Origin of the sequence: Lichenibacterium minor, assembly GCF_004137685.1 — a bacterium.
GTDB lineage: Bacteria > Pseudomonadota > Alphaproteobacteria > Rhizobiales > Beijerinckiaceae > Lichenihabitans > Lichenihabitans minor.
This window is the reverse complement of the sequence record NZ_QYBB01000005.1, coordinates 85,709-102,704: the sequence shown is the minus strand read 5'-3', so window position 1 is coordinate 102,704 and position 16,996 is coordinate 85,709. Positions and strand designations below refer to the sequence as shown.

At 73.5% G+C, this 16,996-nt stretch carries 15 protein-coding genes; 9 read left to right on the top strand and 6 right to left on the bottom strand.

Annotated elements, in window-relative coordinates; all coding sequences use genetic code 11:
• Window positions 1-52 precede the first annotated feature (52 nt).
• The 7 genes from D3273_RS06780 (at window position 53) to D3273_RS06750 (ending at window position 7,194) form a co-directional block, all read left to right on the top strand.
• Entirely contained in the window at window positions 53-247 is a 195-nt protein-coding gene (locus D3273_RS06780; protein ID WP_165359403.1) for a nucleotidyltransferase substrate binding protein, read from the top strand.
• A gap of 179 nt (window positions 248-426) precedes the next feature.
• Window positions 427-1,410 carry a GNAT family N-acetyltransferase gene (locus D3273_RS06775; protein ID WP_129224805.1) on the top strand — a complete coding sequence of 328 codons (984 nt, stop codon included), beginning with the start codon at window positions 427-429 and terminating at the stop codon, window positions 1,408-1,410.
• Window positions 1,411-1,605: 195 nt separating this feature from the next.
• Entirely contained in the window at window positions 1,606-4,404 is a 2,799-nt protein-coding gene (gene mutS, locus D3273_RS06770) for a DNA mismatch repair protein MutS (RefSeq protein ID WP_129224803.1), read from the top strand.
• A 59-nt stretch (window positions 4,405-4,463) separates the two neighbouring features.
• Complete coding sequence (locus D3273_RS06765) at window positions 4,464-5,021, top strand: DUF3859 domain-containing protein (protein ID WP_129224801.1); 558 nt, start codon at window positions 4,464-4,466, stop codon at window positions 5,019-5,021.
• Window positions 5,022-5,094: 73 nt separating this feature from the next.
• The gene (locus D3273_RS06760; RefSeq protein WP_129224799.1) at window positions 5,095-5,346 is read left to right on the top strand and encodes a DUF3297 family protein; all 252 of its coding nucleotides are present in this window, start codon (window positions 5,095-5,097) and stop codon (window positions 5,344-5,346) included.
• Window positions 5,347-5,473: 127 nt separating this feature from the next.
• Window positions 5,474-6,091: a uracil-DNA glycosylase gene (locus D3273_RS06755; RefSeq protein WP_129224972.1), complete on the top strand. Its 618-nt coding sequence runs from the start codon at window positions 5,474-5,476 to the stop codon at window positions 6,089-6,091.
• 68 nt (window positions 6,092-6,159) lie between these two features.
• Entirely contained in the window at window positions 6,160-7,194 is a 1,035-nt protein-coding gene (locus D3273_RS06750; RefSeq protein WP_129224797.1) for a response regulator, read from the top strand.
• Between the two features lie 338 nt (window positions 7,195-7,532).
• Here D3273_RS06750 and D3273_RS06745 read toward each other — a convergent pair whose 3' ends face one another.
• Both D3273_RS06745 and D3273_RS06740 read right to left on the bottom strand, forming a co-directional pair.
• Window positions 7,533-7,985, bottom strand: coding sequence for an RNA polymerase subunit sigma-70 (locus D3273_RS06745; RefSeq protein ID WP_129224795.1), 453 nt, complete (start codon window positions 7,983-7,985; stop codon window positions 7,533-7,535).
• Between the two features lie 121 nt (window positions 7,986-8,106).
• Entirely contained in the window at window positions 8,107-8,880 is a 774-nt protein-coding gene (locus tag D3273_RS06740; protein WP_129224793.1) for a bestrophin-like domain, read from the bottom strand.
• Between the two features lie 196 nt (window positions 8,881-9,076).
• Between D3273_RS06740 and D3273_RS06735 the strand changes: the two genes are divergently transcribed.
• Window positions 9,077-10,144, top strand: coding sequence for a spore photoproduct lyase family protein (locus tag D3273_RS06735; RefSeq protein ID WP_129224791.1), 1,068 nt, complete (start codon window positions 9,077-9,079; stop codon window positions 10,142-10,144).
• 183 nt (window positions 10,145-10,327) lie between these two features.
• Window positions 10,328-10,579 (top strand): DUF2934 domain-containing protein, encoded by a 252-nt coding sequence (locus D3273_RS28120; protein WP_165359402.1) that lies wholly within the window; start codon window positions 10,328-10,330, stop codon window positions 10,577-10,579.
• A 185-nt stretch (window positions 10,580-10,764) separates the two neighbouring features.
• Here the strand turns inward: D3273_RS28120 and D3273_RS06725 are convergent, their stop codons facing one another.
• The 4 genes from D3273_RS06725 to D3273_RS06710 form a co-directional block, all read right to left on the bottom strand.
• Window positions 10,765-12,930 carry a malate synthase G gene (locus D3273_RS06725; protein WP_129224787.1) on the bottom strand — a complete coding sequence of 722 codons (2,166 nt, stop codon included), beginning with the start codon at window positions 12,928-12,930 and terminating at the stop codon, window positions 10,765-10,767.
• 133 nt (window positions 12,931-13,063) lie between these two features.
• On the bottom strand, window positions 13,064-13,666 hold the full coding sequence (gene pth / locus D3273_RS06720; protein WP_129224786.1) for an aminoacyl-tRNA hydrolase: 603 nt from the start codon (window positions 13,664-13,666) through the stop codon (window positions 13,064-13,066).
• 196 nt (window positions 13,667-13,862) lie between these two features.
• Entirely contained in the window at window positions 13,863-14,531 is a 669-nt protein-coding gene (locus tag D3273_RS06715; RefSeq protein WP_129224784.1) for a 50S ribosomal protein L25/general stress protein Ctc, read from the bottom strand.
• 141 nt (window positions 14,532-14,672) lie between these two features.
• Window positions 14,673-16,931 (bottom strand): xanthine dehydrogenase family protein molybdopterin-binding subunit, encoded by a 2,259-nt coding sequence (locus D3273_RS06710; protein ID WP_129224782.1) that lies wholly within the window; start codon window positions 16,929-16,931, stop codon window positions 14,673-14,675.
• Window positions 16,932-16,996: the final 65 nt, after the last annotated feature.

The following is a 16,996-nucleotide window of genomic DNA, read 5'->3' as shown; positions in this document are numbered from 1 at the left end:
TCACGTCCGGCCTCGCCGAGGCGCGGGCGGAGCCGGGCCCGGCCGCGAGGTGGTGCGCGACGGCGTGATCCAGCGCTTCGCCTACGAGCTCAGCCACGAGTTTCTGCGCCGGTTCCTCGAGGAAACCGAGCCGGCGCCGGAGGGCATCGGGGAGCGGAGCTTCCCCGCCCTGACCCGGCTCGGCTCGGAGCGCGGTCTGCTCCTCGACGGCTGGGACGTCTGGAGCGGCCATCGCGAGGCGCGGTGAACGACGAGCCACATTGACGACAGCGAGAAGGCAGCCGAAGTCTGCTCGGACGCCGTCCGCCGCGACGTCGAGAGCCACGCGGTGCCGTTCGCCACCCTCGCCGCCGCCACGCCGTCCGACCGGTGAGGCCCGATGGCGGTGAGGGATTCGGCAAGCTTTCTTCCCCACGCTCGGGCGCCATGACAGCCGCAGCGCCCCTCGCCGCCCCGACCTCCCCCGCGCCGCCCGACGCCGTCTCGGTGCGGATCGAGAGCGCGACCGATCACGCCGAAACGGCCGCGCTCGCCGCGGAGGCCTTCGCGGCCGAGGCCGGCCGTTTCACGCCGGAAGGGCTGCGCTGGCTCTACCGGGACGCCTATGGCGAAGGCGCGACCGTGCTGGCCGCCTATGCGGGGCCGCGCAAGGTCGGCCACCTCGCCCTGCTGCACCAGACCGTGACGGTGGACGGCCGGCCGGAGCCGGCCGTGGCGCTGGTCGACGTCTTCGTCCTGGAAGCCTTCCGGTCGCTGGCGACGCTGGTCGGGCTTTACCGCGCCGCCGAGGCGGCCTGCCGCGAGCGCGGCGTGCGCCTGATCCTGTCGGTCCCCAACGCCATGGCGGCGGACGTCAACGCCCGCATCCTGCGGCTCGCGGAAGCCGCGCGGCTCGACGTCCGGGTCGGCGTGGGCGGGCTCCCGGTCCCGGGCGTGCCCGTCGTTTCGCACCGGGTCGCCGACCTCGGGGCCGAGCGGGGCCGGCGGATCCTCGCCCCGTTCTGCGGCGGGACGCAGACGGGGCTCGGCTGGACGGCCGAACGGCTGTGGGGCCGGCTCGGCCGGCCGGGCGCCGGCTACGCGCTCCATGTCGGCGAGCGCCTGCTGGCGGTGTCGGCTCGGCGCCGGGCGCGGGGGGCGCCCCATGCCCTGATCTGCGCGCTGCTGCCCCGCCACGGCACGACCGTCGGGCGCCGCGACGTCGCCGCCGTCACCTCGGCGGCCTGCCGGCTCCAGCGCCGGCCGCTGTTCGCCTATGCCGGCATCAACGACGCGGTGCCGCTCCCCGGGCTGCTCCTGCCCGGCCGCCTGCGGCCGTCGCCGATGGTGCTGCAGATGCGCGACCTCCGGCGCGACGCGGCGCCGTTCCGGATGCAGCGCTTCGAAGCCATCGATTTCGACCTCGCCTGAGCGGGTCCGGACAACCGCGCCGCGGCGGGCCGTTCGAGCGCGCCGGCGACGCCGCCGGGCCCGCGTCGCCGCCACGGTTCCAGGGTCGCGTCCCGGCACGGCTGCCGCAGACCTCAGCGGTCCGCCCGACGGTCGCACGGTGGACAGCGGCGGCGCCCACCGTGCGTCCCGCGCCCGATCGCGGTATGGTGGCCCATGGCCGCCATCCGCTTCATCGATCGCCACGCCGACGCCGCAGCACCGGCCGAGCCGGTGCCCGCGCCGCCGGCGGCGAGCCTCGGGCCCGACGCCGCGCCCGACCGCGTCACGCCGATGATGGCGCAATACCTCGGCATCAAGGCGGACCACCCGGACGCCCTGCTGTTCTACCGCATGGGCGACTTCTACGAGCTGTTCCTGGAGGACGCCGTCGTGGCGGCCTCCGTGCTCGGCATCGTGCTGACCAAGCGCGGCAAGCACCAGGGCGAGGACATCGCCATGTGCGGCGTCCCCGTCGAGCGCTCCGACGACTACCTCCACACGCTCATCGCCCGCGGCCACACGGTGGCGGTCTGCGAACAGACCGAGGATCCCGCCGAGGCCAAGAAGCGCGGCTACAAATCCGTGGTGCGGCGCGCGGTGGTGCGCATCGTCACGCCCGGCACCATCACCGAGGAACGGCTGCTGGAGCCCGGCCGCGCCAACCTGCTCGCCGCCCTGTCGCGCGTGAAGGGGGCGGGCGACGCCTGGATCTACGGGGTCGCGGCGGTCGACATCTCTACCGGGGCCTTCGCGGTGGCCGAGGTGCCGGCCCCGAACCTCGCCGCCCACCTCGCCCGCATCGAGCCGCGCGAAACCGTGGTGCCGGACGGCTTCGCCGACGAGCCGGAGCTGCGCCACGTCCTCGACGAGGCGCCCGGCGCCGTGACCCGCGTGGCGCGCGACGCGGCGGACCCCGCCGCGGCGGAACGGCGGATCGCCGAATGGTACGGCGTGTCGACGCTCGACGGCTTCGGCGCCTTCACGCGCGCCGAGCTCGCCGCCGCAGCGACCGTCCTCCATTACGTGGCCCGCACCCAACTCGACGCGCGGCCGAACCTGCAGCCGCCGGCCCGGGCCGAGCGCGGCCTCGCGGTGGAGATCGACGCGTCCACCCGCGCCAACCTCGAGATGACGCGCACGCTCGGCGGCGAGCGGCAGGGATCGCTGCTCCACGCCGTCGACCTGACCTCCACGCCCGCCGGCTCTCGCCTGCTGGCCGAGCGGCTCGCCGGCCCGTCGACCGACCCGGACCGCATCGGGCGCCGCCTCGACGCGGTGGGCTTCGCGGCCGCCGACCGGCGGCGGCGCGCGGAGGTGCGGGCGACGCTGAAGCGCGCGCCCGACATGGCCCGCGCCCTGTCGCGCCTGAGCCTCGGCCGGGGCGGCCCGCGCGACCTCGCGGCCCTGCGCGACGGCCTCGCCGCCGCCTACGCGCTGTCGTGCCGTCTGTTGGACGAGCCTGAGCTTCCGGCCGAACTGGCCGAAGCCGCCGCCGGGGCCGGGCGCATCGACGCGTCGCTCAGCGTGCTGCTCGGCGCCGCGCTCGCCGACGACCTGCCGCTGCTGGCGCGCGACGGCGGGTTCATCCGGGCCGGGCACGACCTCGCGCTCGACGAGGCGCGCGAGCTGCGCGACGACACCCGCCGCGTCGTGGCGGCGCTCCAGGCCCGCTACGTCGAGCACACGGAAATCCGCACGCTCAAGATCAAGCACAACAACTTCCTCGGCTTCTTCATCGAGGTGACGGCGCAGGTCGGCGAAACCTGGCGCGTGCCGCCCCACAACGCGCTCTTCATCCACCGCCAAACCATGGCGGGCGCGATGCGCTTCTCGACGACCGAGCTCGCCGAACTCGAAAGCCGGATCTCGTCCGCGGCCGACCGCGCCCTGGCGATCGAGCGCACCCTGTGGGACGGGCTGGTCGCCTCCGCGCTGGCCGAGGCCGAAGGCATCCGCGCCGCCGGCGACGCTTTGGCGGCGATCGACGTCGCCTTCGCGCTCGGCGAAGTCGCCGACACGCGGGGCTGGACGCGGCCCGCGGTCGACCGGTCCCTCGCGTTCCGCATCGCGGGCGGGCGCCACCCCGTGGTGGAAGCGGCGCTGCGGGCCCGGGGCGTCGACTTCGTCGCCAACGGCTGCGACCTGTCGGGCACGGAGGGGCCGGCGCGGGCCAAGACCACGGGCGGCCGCATCGCCGTGGTGACCGGGCCCAACATGGCCGGCAAGTCGACCTTTCTGCGCCAGAACGCGCTGATCGCCGTGCTGGCCCAGGCGGGCTCCTACGTCCCGGCGGCGGAAGCGCATATCGGCGTGGTCGACCGGCTGTTCTCCCGCGTCGGCGCCGCCGACGACCTGGCGCGCGGCCGCTCGACCTTCATGGTCGAGATGGTCGAGACGGCGGCGATCCTCAACCAGGCGACCGGGCGCTCGCTCGTCATCCTGGACGAGATCGGCCGCGGCACCGCGACCTTCGACGGCCTGTCCATCGCCTGGGCGGCGATGGAGCACCTCCACGACCGCAACAGGTCGCGCGGGCTCTTCGCCACCCATTTCCACGAGCTGACCCAGCTCGGCCACAAGCTGCCGCGCCTCGCCAACCTCACCGTCAAGGTCACGGAATGGCAGGGCGACGTGGTGTTCCTGCACGAAGTGGTGCCGGGCGCGGCCGACCGGTCCTACGGGATCCAGGTGGCCAAGCTCGCCGGGCTGCCCGCCACCGCGGTGGAACGGGCGCGCACCATCCTGGCCGAGCTGGAGAAGGGCGCGCGCTCCTCGCCGGTCGAACGCCTGCTCGACGACCTGCCGCTCTTCGCCAACCTCAACACCCCCGCGCCGCCCCCGCCCGAGCCCGTGCGGGACGCCCTGCGCGACGCGCTGGCGGCGATCGACCCCGACGAGCTGACGCCGAAATCGGCGCTCGAAGCCCTCTACGCGTTGAAGCGCGCGGCCGGGGACGGCCGCCAGGACGGTTGAGGGCGCCGGGGCGCCACCAGGCGGCGCCGCGCTTCGACGACGGGCAGGAGGGTGAGGCCATGAACGATGCGCGGTCCCGGGCCCTCGTCGCCGCGCTGGCCGCCGCGCTGGCGGCCTCAGGGTTCGGCGCCGGGACTGCCGCGGCTCACCCGACGGCCGAGATCCTCGACTGGGGCCCGATCGTGGGGCGGCGCGCGCCAGAAGCCCCGTTGGGCACGGGCGGCACCGGCCTGGCGCCGGCCGTGCCGATGTCCCACCAGCGCTACCTCGACCGCACGGACGCCATCGAGGCCCGGCTGTGCCGCAGCTTCGGCGTGAAGCTGCGGATCCTGCCCGGCGCGGGCGAGCCGGAGCCCGGCGCGGTGGTGGTGCGTGTCCTCCACCCGACCTTCACGGGGCCGGACGGCGCCACCAGCGCGGAAGACGACTTCGCCAGCGCGATCGTCTTCGGGCAGACCCACGTGGGCTTCACCTTCGACCACGATTGGGAGATGCGCCCCGGCGATTGGACCTTCGTGGTCGCGGCCGGCGGGGCGATCGTCGCCACGAAACGCTTCCACGTCGCGCTGCCGCCGCCGGGATCCCCGACCTCGGACTGCGGCGGCGGCACCTCGTGAGGCGGCCGGCGAGGCTGGATCTCCCGCCCCCGGGAGGCTAGACAGCGCGACGCTCCCGAGAAGGACCCCTGCCGTGACCGTCCAGTTCCCCGACCGCCTGTCCGTCGACCCCAACAGCCCGCACTACGACGAAGAGGTGCTGTCCAACGACGTCGGCATCCGCTTCGACGGCAAGGAGAAGACCAACGTCGAGGAATATTGCATCAGCGAGGGTTGGATCAAAGTCGCCGCCGGCAATGCCAAGGACCGTTTCGGCCGCCCGATGACGATCCGGCTCCGGGGCGTGGTGGAGCCCTACGTGCGGGGTGGGGAAGCCGAAGCCTGAGGGTCGCGCGCCCGGAAGCGTGCCGGGCCGGCGCCTCGCCCCCGTCGGCATCGGCCGGAACGGCGACGCCGCCACGGCTCCTCCCCCGGCCCGACCGCCATTCCCGGAGGCTCCCTCGCCGCCCGACCTGCCGTCCCGCCTGCGCGGCACGCTCGCCGACCCGGCCGTGCTGGCCGGACGCGCCGCGGCGCGGGGTGCCCCCCATGTGGCGGCGCTGGAGCGCTTCGCCGCGGAGCTTCGCACCCGCCACGGTGAGGTGCCGGACGCCGACCCCTTCGACGGCGGCGTCGACGCCCGGCTCCTGCTCCTGCTGGAAACGCCCGGCCCCGGCGCTTCGCCCCTGCGCTTCGTGTCCCGCGACAACCCGACCGGCACGGGCGCCAACATCCGACGCTTCACCGGGGACGCCGGGATCGCGCGCGCCGACACGCTGGTGTGGAACGCCGTGCCCTGGGTCATCCACGCGCCCGGGGCCCGCAACCGCGCGCCGCGCCGGGGCGAGGTGGCGGCGGGCCTGGCCGAACTGCCGGCCTTCCTCGCCCTGCTCCCGCGCCTCGCCGTCGCGGTGCTGGCCGGGCGGGTCGCCGGCGGGGCACGGCCGGTCGTCGAGGCCGCCAAGCCCGGCCTGCGGGTGATCGAGATGCCGCATGCGAGCCCCACAATCGTCTGCACCAGCCCGGCGATCCCGGCCCGCATCCGGGCCGCGCTGGCCGAAGCCGCCGCGGCGCTGGCCACGGCGCCCTGAGGGGCGCAGCGAAGAATTTACCATCCGCGTGCCACGGTCGCCGGCGAGCCAAGGAGGCCCCCCCGGTCATGCCAGCGCAGATCCTCATCGCCGACGACGACGGGATCGTGCGCGACATCATGGCCGCCGTGCTGAGCGACCGGGGCCACGCCGTCACGGTGGCGGAGGACGGCGCGCTGGCGCTGGCCACTCTGCGGCGCGGGCGCTTCGACGTGGCGGTCCTCGACTACCACCTCCCCTTCATCGACGGCGCCACCGCGGCCCGGCGGATCTGCGCCGACGGCGGACCGGCGGCCGGAACGCGCTTCATCGGCGTCACGGCCGACCCCGGCGGGCTCGAGCTGCGCGACGCCGAAGGCATCGTCTTCGACGCCATTGTCCAGAAGCCGCTGAACCTGCCGGCCTTCGTCGACACCGTCGAGGGGTGCCTGTCCGACCTGCGCCGCGCCGCGGCCGAACGGCAGGTGCTCGACGCTTGGCGGGCCCACGGCTTCGAGCGCCGGCCGCGGGCGCGTTTCGCCGGGGATCCCGGGCACGATTGGCGCCTGCGGCTCGGCCGCGCCTTCGACCTGTCGCGACCGGGCAACCCGGACGTCGTGCTGCTGACCGAGGAGTTGCGCGTGGGCGAGCTGGCCGAGCTGCGCACGGCGGGCAACCTGTTCGCCCTGCCCATGGTCGACGTGACGGGGCGCTGGGGGCGCCTCGCCGACGCCGCCTTCGACGTCGAGGACCGGGCGGGGTGGGACGAGGTCGCCAGCGTGGCGCAGGGCTTCGCGGCCCGGCGCTCCCAGCTGGCGGCGCGGTTCCTGTCCGCCGCGACGCTCGCCGACCAGCTGCTCGCCTACGTGTTCGTTTCGGGGCGGGACCTCGTGCCGGTGGACCTCGACGCGGACGAGTGGACGCCGACCTATCCGGGCTTCTTCCCCCTGCGCCGCGTGCGCGACATCGCGGAGAAGCTCGTCCACCACGGCCTGCTGGCACGGGAGTCCCTCGACGACGAATGGCCCTTCGCGCCGCCGCGCTTCACGCTGACGACGGCGGCGCTCGCCTGCCTGACGGGCGGCGTTCCCGACGACGGGCGCCTGCGCCGCGGCCAACGCTGAGGCCGGCCGGCAGCGCGACGCCGTCGGGAGCGCCGGACATGGAAAAGCCGCGGGACCCTCACGGGCGCCGCGGCTCAAATCGTGCTCCGAAGAGCTAAAGCATTGTCAGCCGTTGTGCGGCCCAGAACTCGTTACGCGGACTTCACCGAAGAGAAGACCAGAGCCCCACACGGCGTGAAACAATGAGACACTAGATCACCTCCTTCCAGTTGGTTGACGATGACTTGATGATACACGGCTTTCGGCCTTTGGCAAGCGGCTCGTGACGAGACAAAATGCCGGAGCCCGACGCTTCGCGGGCGGGGTTGACAGGCCCCGGACTCGGACCGGGGCTTCCTTCACAGGAAGGTGAGCTGCCCGCCCGGCGCCGCCGTGATGGCCGGGGCGGGAAGGGGCTTCGGCTTGGCGGCGGCCTTCGGGCGGGGCTTGCGGACGGCGGCGGTGGCCTTCGGGCCGGCGGCGATGCGGGCCTTGGCCTTGTCGCGCGCCTTGGACTCTTCCGAGTTCGGGTCGTCGTTCAGCCACTTGCCGCGCTTGATCACCTCGTTCACGCGGCCCTGGTTCACCCCCACCTTGAAGGCGATCTCCTGCTGGGTCATGCCGGTCGAGCCGTGAAGCTCCAGGATGCGGCGCGCGAGCTCGGGCGTCATCTTCTGGCCGGTGAGGCGGCGGGCCGGCGCCACGGTGGAGCGGCGCGCGCGGTCCCGCTCCTTGAGGCCGGCCAGGATGGCCAGCGCCATCGACATTCCCTGCTCGCGCAGCGCGTCCTCGAATTCCTTCAGCGTCGCCATGGCGTGACCTCGTGCGGTTCCCTGTGGAGAACCTAGACACGTTCCCCTTCTGTTCAACAGTTCTCCACAGGTTATCCACAGGTTCGCGCGGAATCCGGCCTTGCCTGTGGCGCTGGTGCCGTCAGGGCAGCGGGGGCAGCGCCCCGCGGATGTCCTGCAGCGGGGTCAGCGGGATCTCGACGGTGCCGCGGTCCGGCCGCTGCAGGTCGAGCGTCACCGTGATGACGCAGGACAGCAGCAGCGCCATCACGGCGGCCGAAGCACGGCGGTTCGCCCCCGCGGCGCCGGCCCCGTAGCCGGCGAACCCCATGGCGACCAGGGCCGTGCCGGCCAGGATGCCGTAGATCGTCATGGGCACGTGGTTGCGGAGCGCCGTGGTGCGCCGCTCCACGGCGTCGTCGAGCGCCGTCAGCGCCTGGCTCATGCGGGTCGCCGGCAGGGAGCCCGGCTGCGCCGCGACCGCGGCGCCGAGGTGGCCCCACATGCGGGCCGACACGGTCGCGGATTCGGCCACGTCGGCGTCGAACTTCGCCGGGTCGTAGGGGACGCCCAGGCCGAGGGCGAGGTCCAGCGCCCGGCGCAGGTCGTTGACGATGGCGGCGCCGTCGTCGTCGGGCAGCAGCGGCGCCAGGCGCGCGGCGTTGCGCAGCGCGTTGGCCTCGTCGAGGACGACGGCGCGGCGCATGTCGTAGCGCATCAGCGCCATCGAGTAGGTGAAGGCGATCAGCAGCGCCAGGAGCGCGAAGGCCGCGGTGGCGATGGTGCCGGCCTCCTTGTCGCGCGGGCCGTCGTGGCGGGCGCCGAGCCGGTGGCCGGCCTCGCTCGCGGCGACCAGCGCCAGGAACAGCACCGCCAGCAGCGACGGCAGCGACAGGGACTGGACGAGTTCGAACACCGAGGCGGCTCTCCCGACGGGCGGCCCTGGCCCTCGGGCCGTCCGCGCGCCATCTCACAGGGAGCGGCGGGCGTGCAGGACGCATCGCCGCCGCCAAGCGCCGCGCCAGCGGGGACGCGCCGTCCGGCTGGCCGGAGGCCGCCGCTCCTGACCGCTGGTACCAGAACCCCTTTGTCCGCCGGAAGTCCACGTCCCCATGTCCGACCTCCGGTCCCTGCTCGCCATCGACACGATCTACCTGGAGCCGGCCGTCGAGGGCTACGGGCGCGGGCGCGAGATCCTGGCGCGGTTCCCCGCGGCCCGGCGCATCCCGGTCGAGTCGCATTGGCGCATCCCCGAACTGCACGGCAACGCCGGCTTGGCCGAGGACTGGCTGCGCACCAAGCGGTCCGCGCTGGTGCTGGGGGTTAAGAAGGGCCTGGCGATGCGCCCCAACGGACGCAGCGCCGACTTCATCGCGCCGTCCACGTCGAACGGCTGCGCCATGGCCTGCGCCTACTGTTACGTGCCGCGCCGCAAGGGCTACGCCAACCCGATCTCGCTCTTCGTCAACTGCGACGACGTTTGCACCGCCATCGCCCGCCACGCGCTGAAGCTCGGGCCGAAGCGCGAGCCGAACCAGATCGACCCGACGGACTGGGTCTACGACGTCGGCGAGAACGGCGACCTTTCCGTGGACGCCCTGCTCAGCGACAACGTGCGCGACCTCGTGGCCATGTTCCGCCGCACGCCCCACGCCAAGGGATCCTTCGCCACCAAGGCGGTGAACCGCGACCTGCTCGCCTTCGAGCCGGGCGGCAAGACCCGGGTGCGCTTCTCGCTGATGCCGGAGAAGGTCGCCCGGGTCGTCGACGTGCGGACGAGCCCGATGGCGGAGCGCATCGCCGCCATCGACGACTTCGTGCGCGCCGGCTACGAGGTCCACGTCAACTTTTCGCCGGTGATCCTGTACCCGGGCTGGGAAGGCGACTACCGCGCCCTGTTCGAGGCCGTGGACGCGGCGCTGTCGGAGCCGGCAAAACGCCAGCTCAAGGCCGAAATCATCATGCTCACCCACAATGCGGCGCTGCACGAGGTGAACCTGCAGTGGCACCCCAAGGCCGAGGACTGGCTGTGGACGCCCGACATCCAGGAAACCAAGACCAGCGAGGGCGGCGGGGTGAACCTGCGCTACCGCGCCGGCTGGAAGGGCCGCTGGCTCGCGCGGTTCAAGGCCCTGCTGGCCGAGGTGATGCCCTATTGCGAGGTGCGCTACGCGTTCTGACGCCCGCGGCCCCGAGCGCCGCTCGCTTCCATGGGCGGGGATGGGCGGGAACCGAAGAGGCGACTGGCCGGCCGGGCCTTCCCATCCGCCGCAGCACGGACCGGGAACCGAATCCGCCGAAAGCGCGTCGGATTTGAGCCACGCGGCCGAACGATGCCGCGCGGCATCGAGGGAACGGGGTTCATGGATCACAGCAAAGAGGCCGCCGTCAGGGCCCGCGCGTACCAACTTTGGGTGGAAAGCGGCTATGCCGACGGCTACCAGGACCAGCATTGGCGGCAAGCCGAGCGGGAAGTGGCCGAGAAGGACGGCGATGGCGCCGACGGGACCGGCGGAGCCGTCCGGGCCCCGCAGCCCCCGTCCGCCGGGGCCGGGCGCCACAGCGACGGCATAAGCCGGCACCCGTCCGTGCTGGATCCGGGGCCTGGCCGCTAGAACGTCGTGGCCTGAGGTCCTCCCCGACGATGGGGGAGGACCGTCCGCGTGGTTTCGGGGCACGTTCGGGCACGGATCCCGTCCCCGGGCTCCGGCCACGCCGCCCTCCGATCGTCGCCGTCGACCGAGGGAAGCGGAACCCTCCTTGGAACGGCACCGCCGGTGTCCCCGGCAGCGCCCTGGTCTCACGCCGTGGCGCGCGCGGCCTTCTTGGCGGCCCGCCGGCGCTCGTGCAGCACGAACTCCGTGTAGCCGTTCGGCTGCGCCCGACCCTTGAACACCAGGTCCGACGCGGCGCGGAAGGCTTCGCCGTCGAAGCCCGGCGCCATGTCGCGGTAGTCCGGGTCGGCGGCGTTCTGGCGGTCGACGATGGCCGCCATGCGGCGCAGCGCGTCGCGCACCTGCGCTTCCGTGACGATGCCGTGGGCGAGCCAGTTGGCGACGTGCTGGGCGGAGATGCGCAGCGTCGCGCGGTCTTCCATCAGGCCGACGTCGTGGATGTCCGGCACCTTGGAACAGCCGACGCCCATGTCGACCCAGCGCACCACGTAGCCCAGGATGCCCTGCAGGTTGTTGTCGAGCTCCTGCTGGACGGCGTCGGGGGCCCAGTTGGAATCGGACACCGGCACGGTCAGCAGGTCCTCGAGGCGGGCCGGGGCGCGGCTCTTCAGCTCGCCCTGCACCGCCGAAACGTCCGTCTCGTGGTAATGCATGGCGTGCAGCGTCGCGGCGGTGGGCGAGGGCACCCAGGCCGTGGTGGCGCCGCTCTTCGGGTGGCCGCCCTTCTGCGCCAGCATGTCGGCCATCCGGTCCGGCGCCGCCCACATGCCCTTGCCGATCTGGGCGCGGCCCGGCAGGCCGAGCTTCAGCCCGACGTCGACGTTGTTGTTCTCGTAGGCCTTGATCCAGGAGGTCGCCTTCATGGCGTCCTTCCGCACCATGGGGCCGGCCTCCATGTCGGTGTGGATCTCGTCGCCGGTGCGGTCGAGGAAGCCGGTGTTGATGAACACCACGCGCTCCTTGGCGGACAGGATGGCGCGGGCGAGGTTGGCCGAGGTGCGGCGCTCCTCGTCCATGATGCCCATCTTGACGCTGTTCTTGGGAATGCCGGCGAGCGCCTCGGCCCGCGCGAACAGCGCGTCCGTCAGCGCCACCTCGTCGGGACCGTGCATCTTCGGCTTGACGATGTAGATCGAGCCCGCGCGGCTGTTCAGCCTGAGTTCGAGGTCCGCCTTGGCGATCAGCACCGACACGGCGGCGTCGAGGAAGCCTTCGGGCGTTTCGGCGCCGTCCATCGTCACGATGTCGGTGAACATGTGGTGGCCGACGTTGCGGATCAGCATGAGGGAGCGACCCGCCACCGTCACGGCCGCGCCGTCCGGCCCCGTGTAGCTGCGGTCGCCGTTCATGCGGCGCTCGACGGTCTTGCCGCCCTTGGGGAAGGACGCCGACAGCGTGCCCTGCACCAGGCCGAGCCAGTTGCGGTACAGGTCGACCTTGTCGTCCGCGTCCACCACGGCGACCGAGTCCTCCATGTCCATGATGGTCGACACGGCGGATTCGAGCACGACGTCGCTGAGCCCCGCCGCGTCGCCGCGACCGACGGGCGTCGTGCGGTCGAAGGCGAGCTCGATGCCGAGGCCGTTGTGGCGCAGCAGCACCGCCTTGGGCTCGGACGCGTCGCCGGCATGGCCCACGAAGGCGTCGGGTTTGGCCAGCCCGACGGTGCGGCCGTCCTTCAGCTTGGCCTGGACGGCGCCGGACACGACCGAAAGGCCGGCGAGATCGGTGTAGGACGCGCCGGCGAGCGGCACGGCGGAATCGAGGAAGGCCTTGGCGTGGGCGATGACGAGCGCGCCGCGGGCTTCGTTGTAGCCCTTGCCGGTGATGGCGGCGTCGCCCTCGTGCGGCACGGCGTCGGTGCCGTAGAGCGCGTCGTAGAGCGAGCCCCAGCGGGCGTTGGCGGCGTTGAGCGCGTAGCGGGCGTTCGACATCGGCACGACGAGCTGCGGACCCGCCATGCCGGCGATCTCGGGGTCGACGCCCGTGGTCGACACCGTGCCGGCTTCGGCCTCGGGCAGCAGGTAGCCGATCTCGCGCAGGAAGCCGAGGTAGTGCGGCTGGTCGAGCGGCTGGCCGCGGCGGGACCGGTGATAGTCGTCGATCTTGGCCTGGAGCGCGTCGCGCGTCACCAGCAGCGCCTTCAGGCGCGGGCCGAGGTCGCGCAGCAGGGCGGCATAGCCCGACCAGAAATCCTGGCTCGCCACCCCGGCCCCGGGGAACACGTCCGCTTCCAGAAAGCGCGCCAGCGGCTCCGCGACGCTCAGACCCGCGATGTCCACCCTGCCCATACCGGCCTCCCCTGCTGTTGATCCCGTCCGCCCCATGTGACGCGGCGGAGGCCGAGACGCCAGGGGAGCGCCGCGCAAAAGTGATTTGCGGGCTGCACGCGCCCCGCGCTCCCGCCGCGGCGGCGCGCCGGCGTCACCGTCCCGGCAGGCTCACGTCGGCGAAGCCGGCCGCTTCCATGCGCAGGTGCACCCTGTTCTGCAGGTTCGTGTCCTGGCGCTTCGCCAGGAGCCCGACGTTGTCCGCCACCGCGTCGCACAGGGCCTCGACCCAGGCGCGCTCCCCGCGGCCGAAGTCGTTCAGCACGAAGCCGTGGACGAGGTTCTTGTCGCCCGGGTGGCCGATGCCGAGCCGCAGGCGGCGGTACTCGTTGCCGAGATGCGCCGTGATCGAGCGCAGCCCGTTGTGGCCGGCGTTGCCGCCGCCCGTCTTCACGCGCAGCCTGCCGGGGGGCAGGTCCAGCTCGTCGTGGAGCACGGCGACGTCCTCCAGCCCCAGCTTGAGGAACCGCGCCGCCGCGCCGACCGACTGGCCGGAATCGTTCATGAAGGTCGTGGGCTTGAGCAGGACGACCTTCTCGCCCTCGACGATGCATTCGGCCACGAGCCCCTGGAACCGCGCCCGGAACGGGGACGCGCGGTGGGCCCGCGCGATGGCGTCCACCGCCATGAAGCCGATGTTGTGCCGGTTGCCGGCATGGGAGCCGCCGGGGTTGCCGAGGCCGACGAGGAGCAGCATGGCGCGGGATCCGTTGTCCAGACACGAAAACGCCCGCCGGAGCGGGCGTCGTCCGAGGCAAAACGCCCGCCGGAGCGGGCGTCGTCCGAGGCAAAACGCCCGCCGGAGCGGGCGTCGTCCGAAGCGTGACGGGGTGGCGCGCGCCGCGTGTCGAGCAGCGCGCGCTGGCGGTCGGGCGCGCCGACCGCCGCCGTCCTCACTTCTTCGGGGGGGCCTTCTTGCCGCCCTTGGCGCCGGCAGCGGCCTTGGCCTCGGCGGCGGCCGCCGCGGCGGCGTCGGCGGCGTTGGCCTCGGCCAGGCCCGACGGCGCCACGATGGTGGCCAGCGTGAAGTCGCGGTCGCGCAGCACCGGCGCGCAGCCCTCGGGCAGCGTCACGGCGGAGATGTGCAGCGACCCGCCGATGTCGAGCGTCGACAGGTCGGCCGTGATGCTGTCCGGGATGTTGTCGGCCGGCACGAGCATCTCGATGGTGTGGCGCACGATGTTGATCGTGCCGCCGCGCTTCATGCCGGGCGACGCGTCGACGTTGACGAGGTTCAGCGGGATCTCGAGGCGCAGCTTCGAGCCCGGCTTCAGGCGCATGAAGTCGACGTGGAGCGGCTGGTCCTTGACCTTGTCGAGCTGGTAGTCGCGCGGGATCACGCGCTCCTTGCGGCCCTCGATGTCGACCTCGTAGATCGTGGTCAGGAAGTGGCCGGCGTAGATGGCCTTCTGGGCGTCGCGGAACGCCAGGCTGATCGCTTCGGGCGCGTCGCCGCCCCCGTAGATGACCGCCGGCACGCGGCCTTCGCGGCGGACGCTGCGGGAGGCCCCCTTGCCGAGCCCGCTGCGCGCCACGGCCGCGATGGTCTTGCTCGCTGCCATTGTTCTCAAGTCCTCGAAATGCGAAACGGCCGCCCGATGCGGCCGTGCTGTTTCGCGCCCGTGCCTCCAAGGGTGTCGGCGGGCGGAAGCCCGGTCCTTACGCGCCGTGGGCCGCGAAGGCAACCCGGGCGGGAGGTCCGGTCAGCCCGGCAGGTCCCCCAGGCGGATCGGCAGGCTCCTGAACCGCTCGCCCGTGGCGTTGAACACCGCGTTGGCGATGGCGGCGTTGACGCCGATGATGCCGAGCTCGCCGATGCCCTTCACGCCGGCCTCGTTGGCGGCGGGATCGTCGTCCTCGACCAGGATGGCCTCGACCTCGGCGATGTCGGCCGAAACGGGCACGTGGTACTCGGCGAGGTCGCGGTTGACGTAGGCGCCCGTGCGGCCGTCGACGACCGTGGCTTCCAGCAGCGTCCCGCCCAGCCCCCCCACCATGCCGCCGACGAGCTGGTCGCGGGCGAGGCGGGGGTTGAGGATGCGGCCGGCCGCGAAGGCGCCGAGGAGCTTCGCCACGCGGATCTCGCCCGTGACGGCGTGGACCCGGACCTCGGCGAACTGCGCCCCGAAGGCCCAAGCCAGCGCGGACGGCTGGCCGAGCGCGTTCCGGCCGCCCTTCAGGTTCTCCATCATGGCGGGCTTCAAGCCCGGCGGCAGGTGCTCGTGCTCCACCGCGACGCGCCCGCCGGCCGCCGCCGCGATCGCCGCCAGCGGTTCCGAGCGCCCGTCGGGCGAATGGAGCGCCCCGCCGGCGAGCCGGAGCGAGGCGGGGTCGAGGCCGCCGAGCGGCCCCCCGCCGGCTGCGGCGGCGCGGCCGAGCGCGAGCCGCAGGGCGTCGCAGGCCCGCTCCACGGCCGGCGCGAGCGCGGTGGTGGTGGAAGAGCCGCCCGAAACCGCGGCGGGCGGCAGGTCGGTGTCGCCGAGCCGCACCGTCACGTGGTCCGGCGTCAGGCCGAGGCCGTCGGCGGCGAGCTGGGCGAGGATCGTGCGAAGGCCGTTGCCGATCTCGTGATGCGCCGTCTCGACGGTGCCCGAACCGTCGGTCTCGATCGCCACGCGGAGGCAGGCCGGCGCCGTCTTCACCGGCCGGACCGTGCTGGCGCAGCCGAGGCCGACCAGCCAGTCCCCGTCGCGCGAGGTCCCCGGCGCGGACCGCCGCCGCCCCCAGCCGAAGGCCTCGGCCCCGATGTCGAAGCAGCGCATCAGCGGGTGGGTCGAGAAGCGCGCGCCGTCCTCCGGCCGCACGCGCGTCTCGTTGCGCCGCCTGAGCTCGATCGGGTCGAGGTCGAGCGTGGCCGCCAGCTCGTCCATGGCGGATTCGAGGGCGAACACGGAGGGGACCTCGGGCGGAGCCCGCATGGGGCCCGGCGTGTTGCGGTCGACCCGCAGCACCGTTTCCGCCGTGCGGATCGCCGGGCAGGCGTAGACCGCCGCGGTGACATCCGTACCCTCCATGGCGAAGTCGTCGAAGCGCGACGTCGCCATGGCGGCCTCGTGGATCAGGCCCCGCAGCCGGCCGTCGGCGTCGGCGGCCAGGGCCACGCGGTGGCGCGTTTCGGGCCGGTGGTTGGCGATGGTGAAGCAGTCGCGCCGCGTCGGCACCAGCGACACCGGCCGGCCGAGCCGCTTCGCCGCCAGCGCCACGAGGGCGGTGTGCTGGGACAGGGCGAATTTCGAGCCGAAGTGCCCGCCGATGAAGGGGCACACCACGCGCACGTCCGCGGGGTCGAGGCCGAGCTGCCGCGCCAACCCGTGCTTGACCGCGTCGATGTATTTCGAAGCCTCGTAGACGGTGAGCCGGTCGCCGTCCCAAGCGCAGGTCGTCGAGAACAGCTCGATCGGGTTGTGGTGCTGGATCGACGTCGCATAGCGGCCGTCGACGGCGATGTTGGACGACGCCAGCGCCGCGTCGGCGTCGCCGAGGGCGATGTCGTGGTGCTTGGCGGACAGGTCCGCCAGCGGCTCCGGCGCGCCCGACGCGAGGTCGAGGCGCGGCTCGGCCTCCTCCTCGGCGAAGGTGAAGCGGATCAGGGCCGCGGCTTCCTCGGCGGCTTCCACCGTGTCCGCCACCGCGAGGCCGATGATCTGCCCATGGTAGCGAACCTCCGGCCCGTCGAGGGGCCGGAACGTCGAGTTGGCGTGGCCGCCGCCCATCACGTAGTCGACGGGCCGGACGGCGCCGGCGAAGTCGCGGTGGGTGAAGACGCCGCGCACGCCCGGCACGGCTTCGGCGTCGCGCGCGTCGATGGCGAGGATGCGCCCCCTGGCAACGGGGCTGGTCGCCAGGGCCGCATGGGCGAGGTCCGGCGGGCGGATGTCGGACGCGTAGGCGGCGGAGCCCGTCACCTTGGCGCGGCCGTCGACCCGGCGGAGGGGCTGGCCCACGAATGTCGGTGCGTTCATCGGCAGTTTCCCCACGGTCGTCGCCTGACGCAATGTCCGGCGAAGCGGGGCCGTTCCCGGCCGGG

Coding starts and splice junctions, on each gene's coding strand:
- D3273_RS06775 (WP_129224805.1), top strand. CDS start 427: ATGACAGCCGCAGCGCCCCTCGCCGCCCCGACCTCCCCCGCGCCGCCC.
- mutS (WP_129224803.1), top strand. CDS start 1,606: ATGGCCGCCATCCGCTTCATCGATCGCCACGCCGACGCCGCAGCACCG.
- D3273_RS06765 (WP_129224801.1), top strand. CDS start 4,464: ATGAACGATGCGCGGTCCCGGGCCCTCGTCGCCGCGCTGGCCGCCGCG.
- D3273_RS06750 (WP_129224797.1), top strand. CDS start 6,160: ATGCCAGCGCAGATCCTCATCGCCGACGACGACGGGATCGTGCGCGAC.
- D3273_RS06745 (WP_129224795.1), bottom strand. CDS start 7,985: ATGGCGACGCTGAAGGAATTCGAGGACGCGCTGCGCGAGCAGGGAATG.
- D3273_RS06735 (WP_129224791.1), top strand. CDS start 9,077: ATGTCCGACCTCCGGTCCCTGCTCGCCATCGACACGATCTACCTGGAG.
- D3273_RS28120 (WP_165359402.1), top strand. CDS start 10,328: ATGGATCACAGCAAAGAGGCCGCCGTCAGGGCCCGCGCGTACCAACTT.
- D3273_RS06725 (WP_129224787.1), bottom strand. CDS start 12,930: ATGGGCAGGGTGGACATCGCGGGTCTGAGCGTCGCGGAGCCGCTGGCG.
- pth (WP_129224786.1), bottom strand. CDS start 13,666: ATGCTGCTCCTCGTCGGCCTCGGCAACCCCGGCGGCTCCCATGCCGGC.
- D3273_RS06715 (WP_129224784.1), bottom strand. CDS start 14,531: ATGGCAGCGAGCAAGACCATCGCGGCCGTGGCGCGCAGCGGGCTCGGC.
- D3273_RS06710 (WP_129224782.1), bottom strand. CDS start 16,931: ATGAACGCACCGACATTCGTGGGCCAGCCCCTCCGCCGGGTCGACGGC.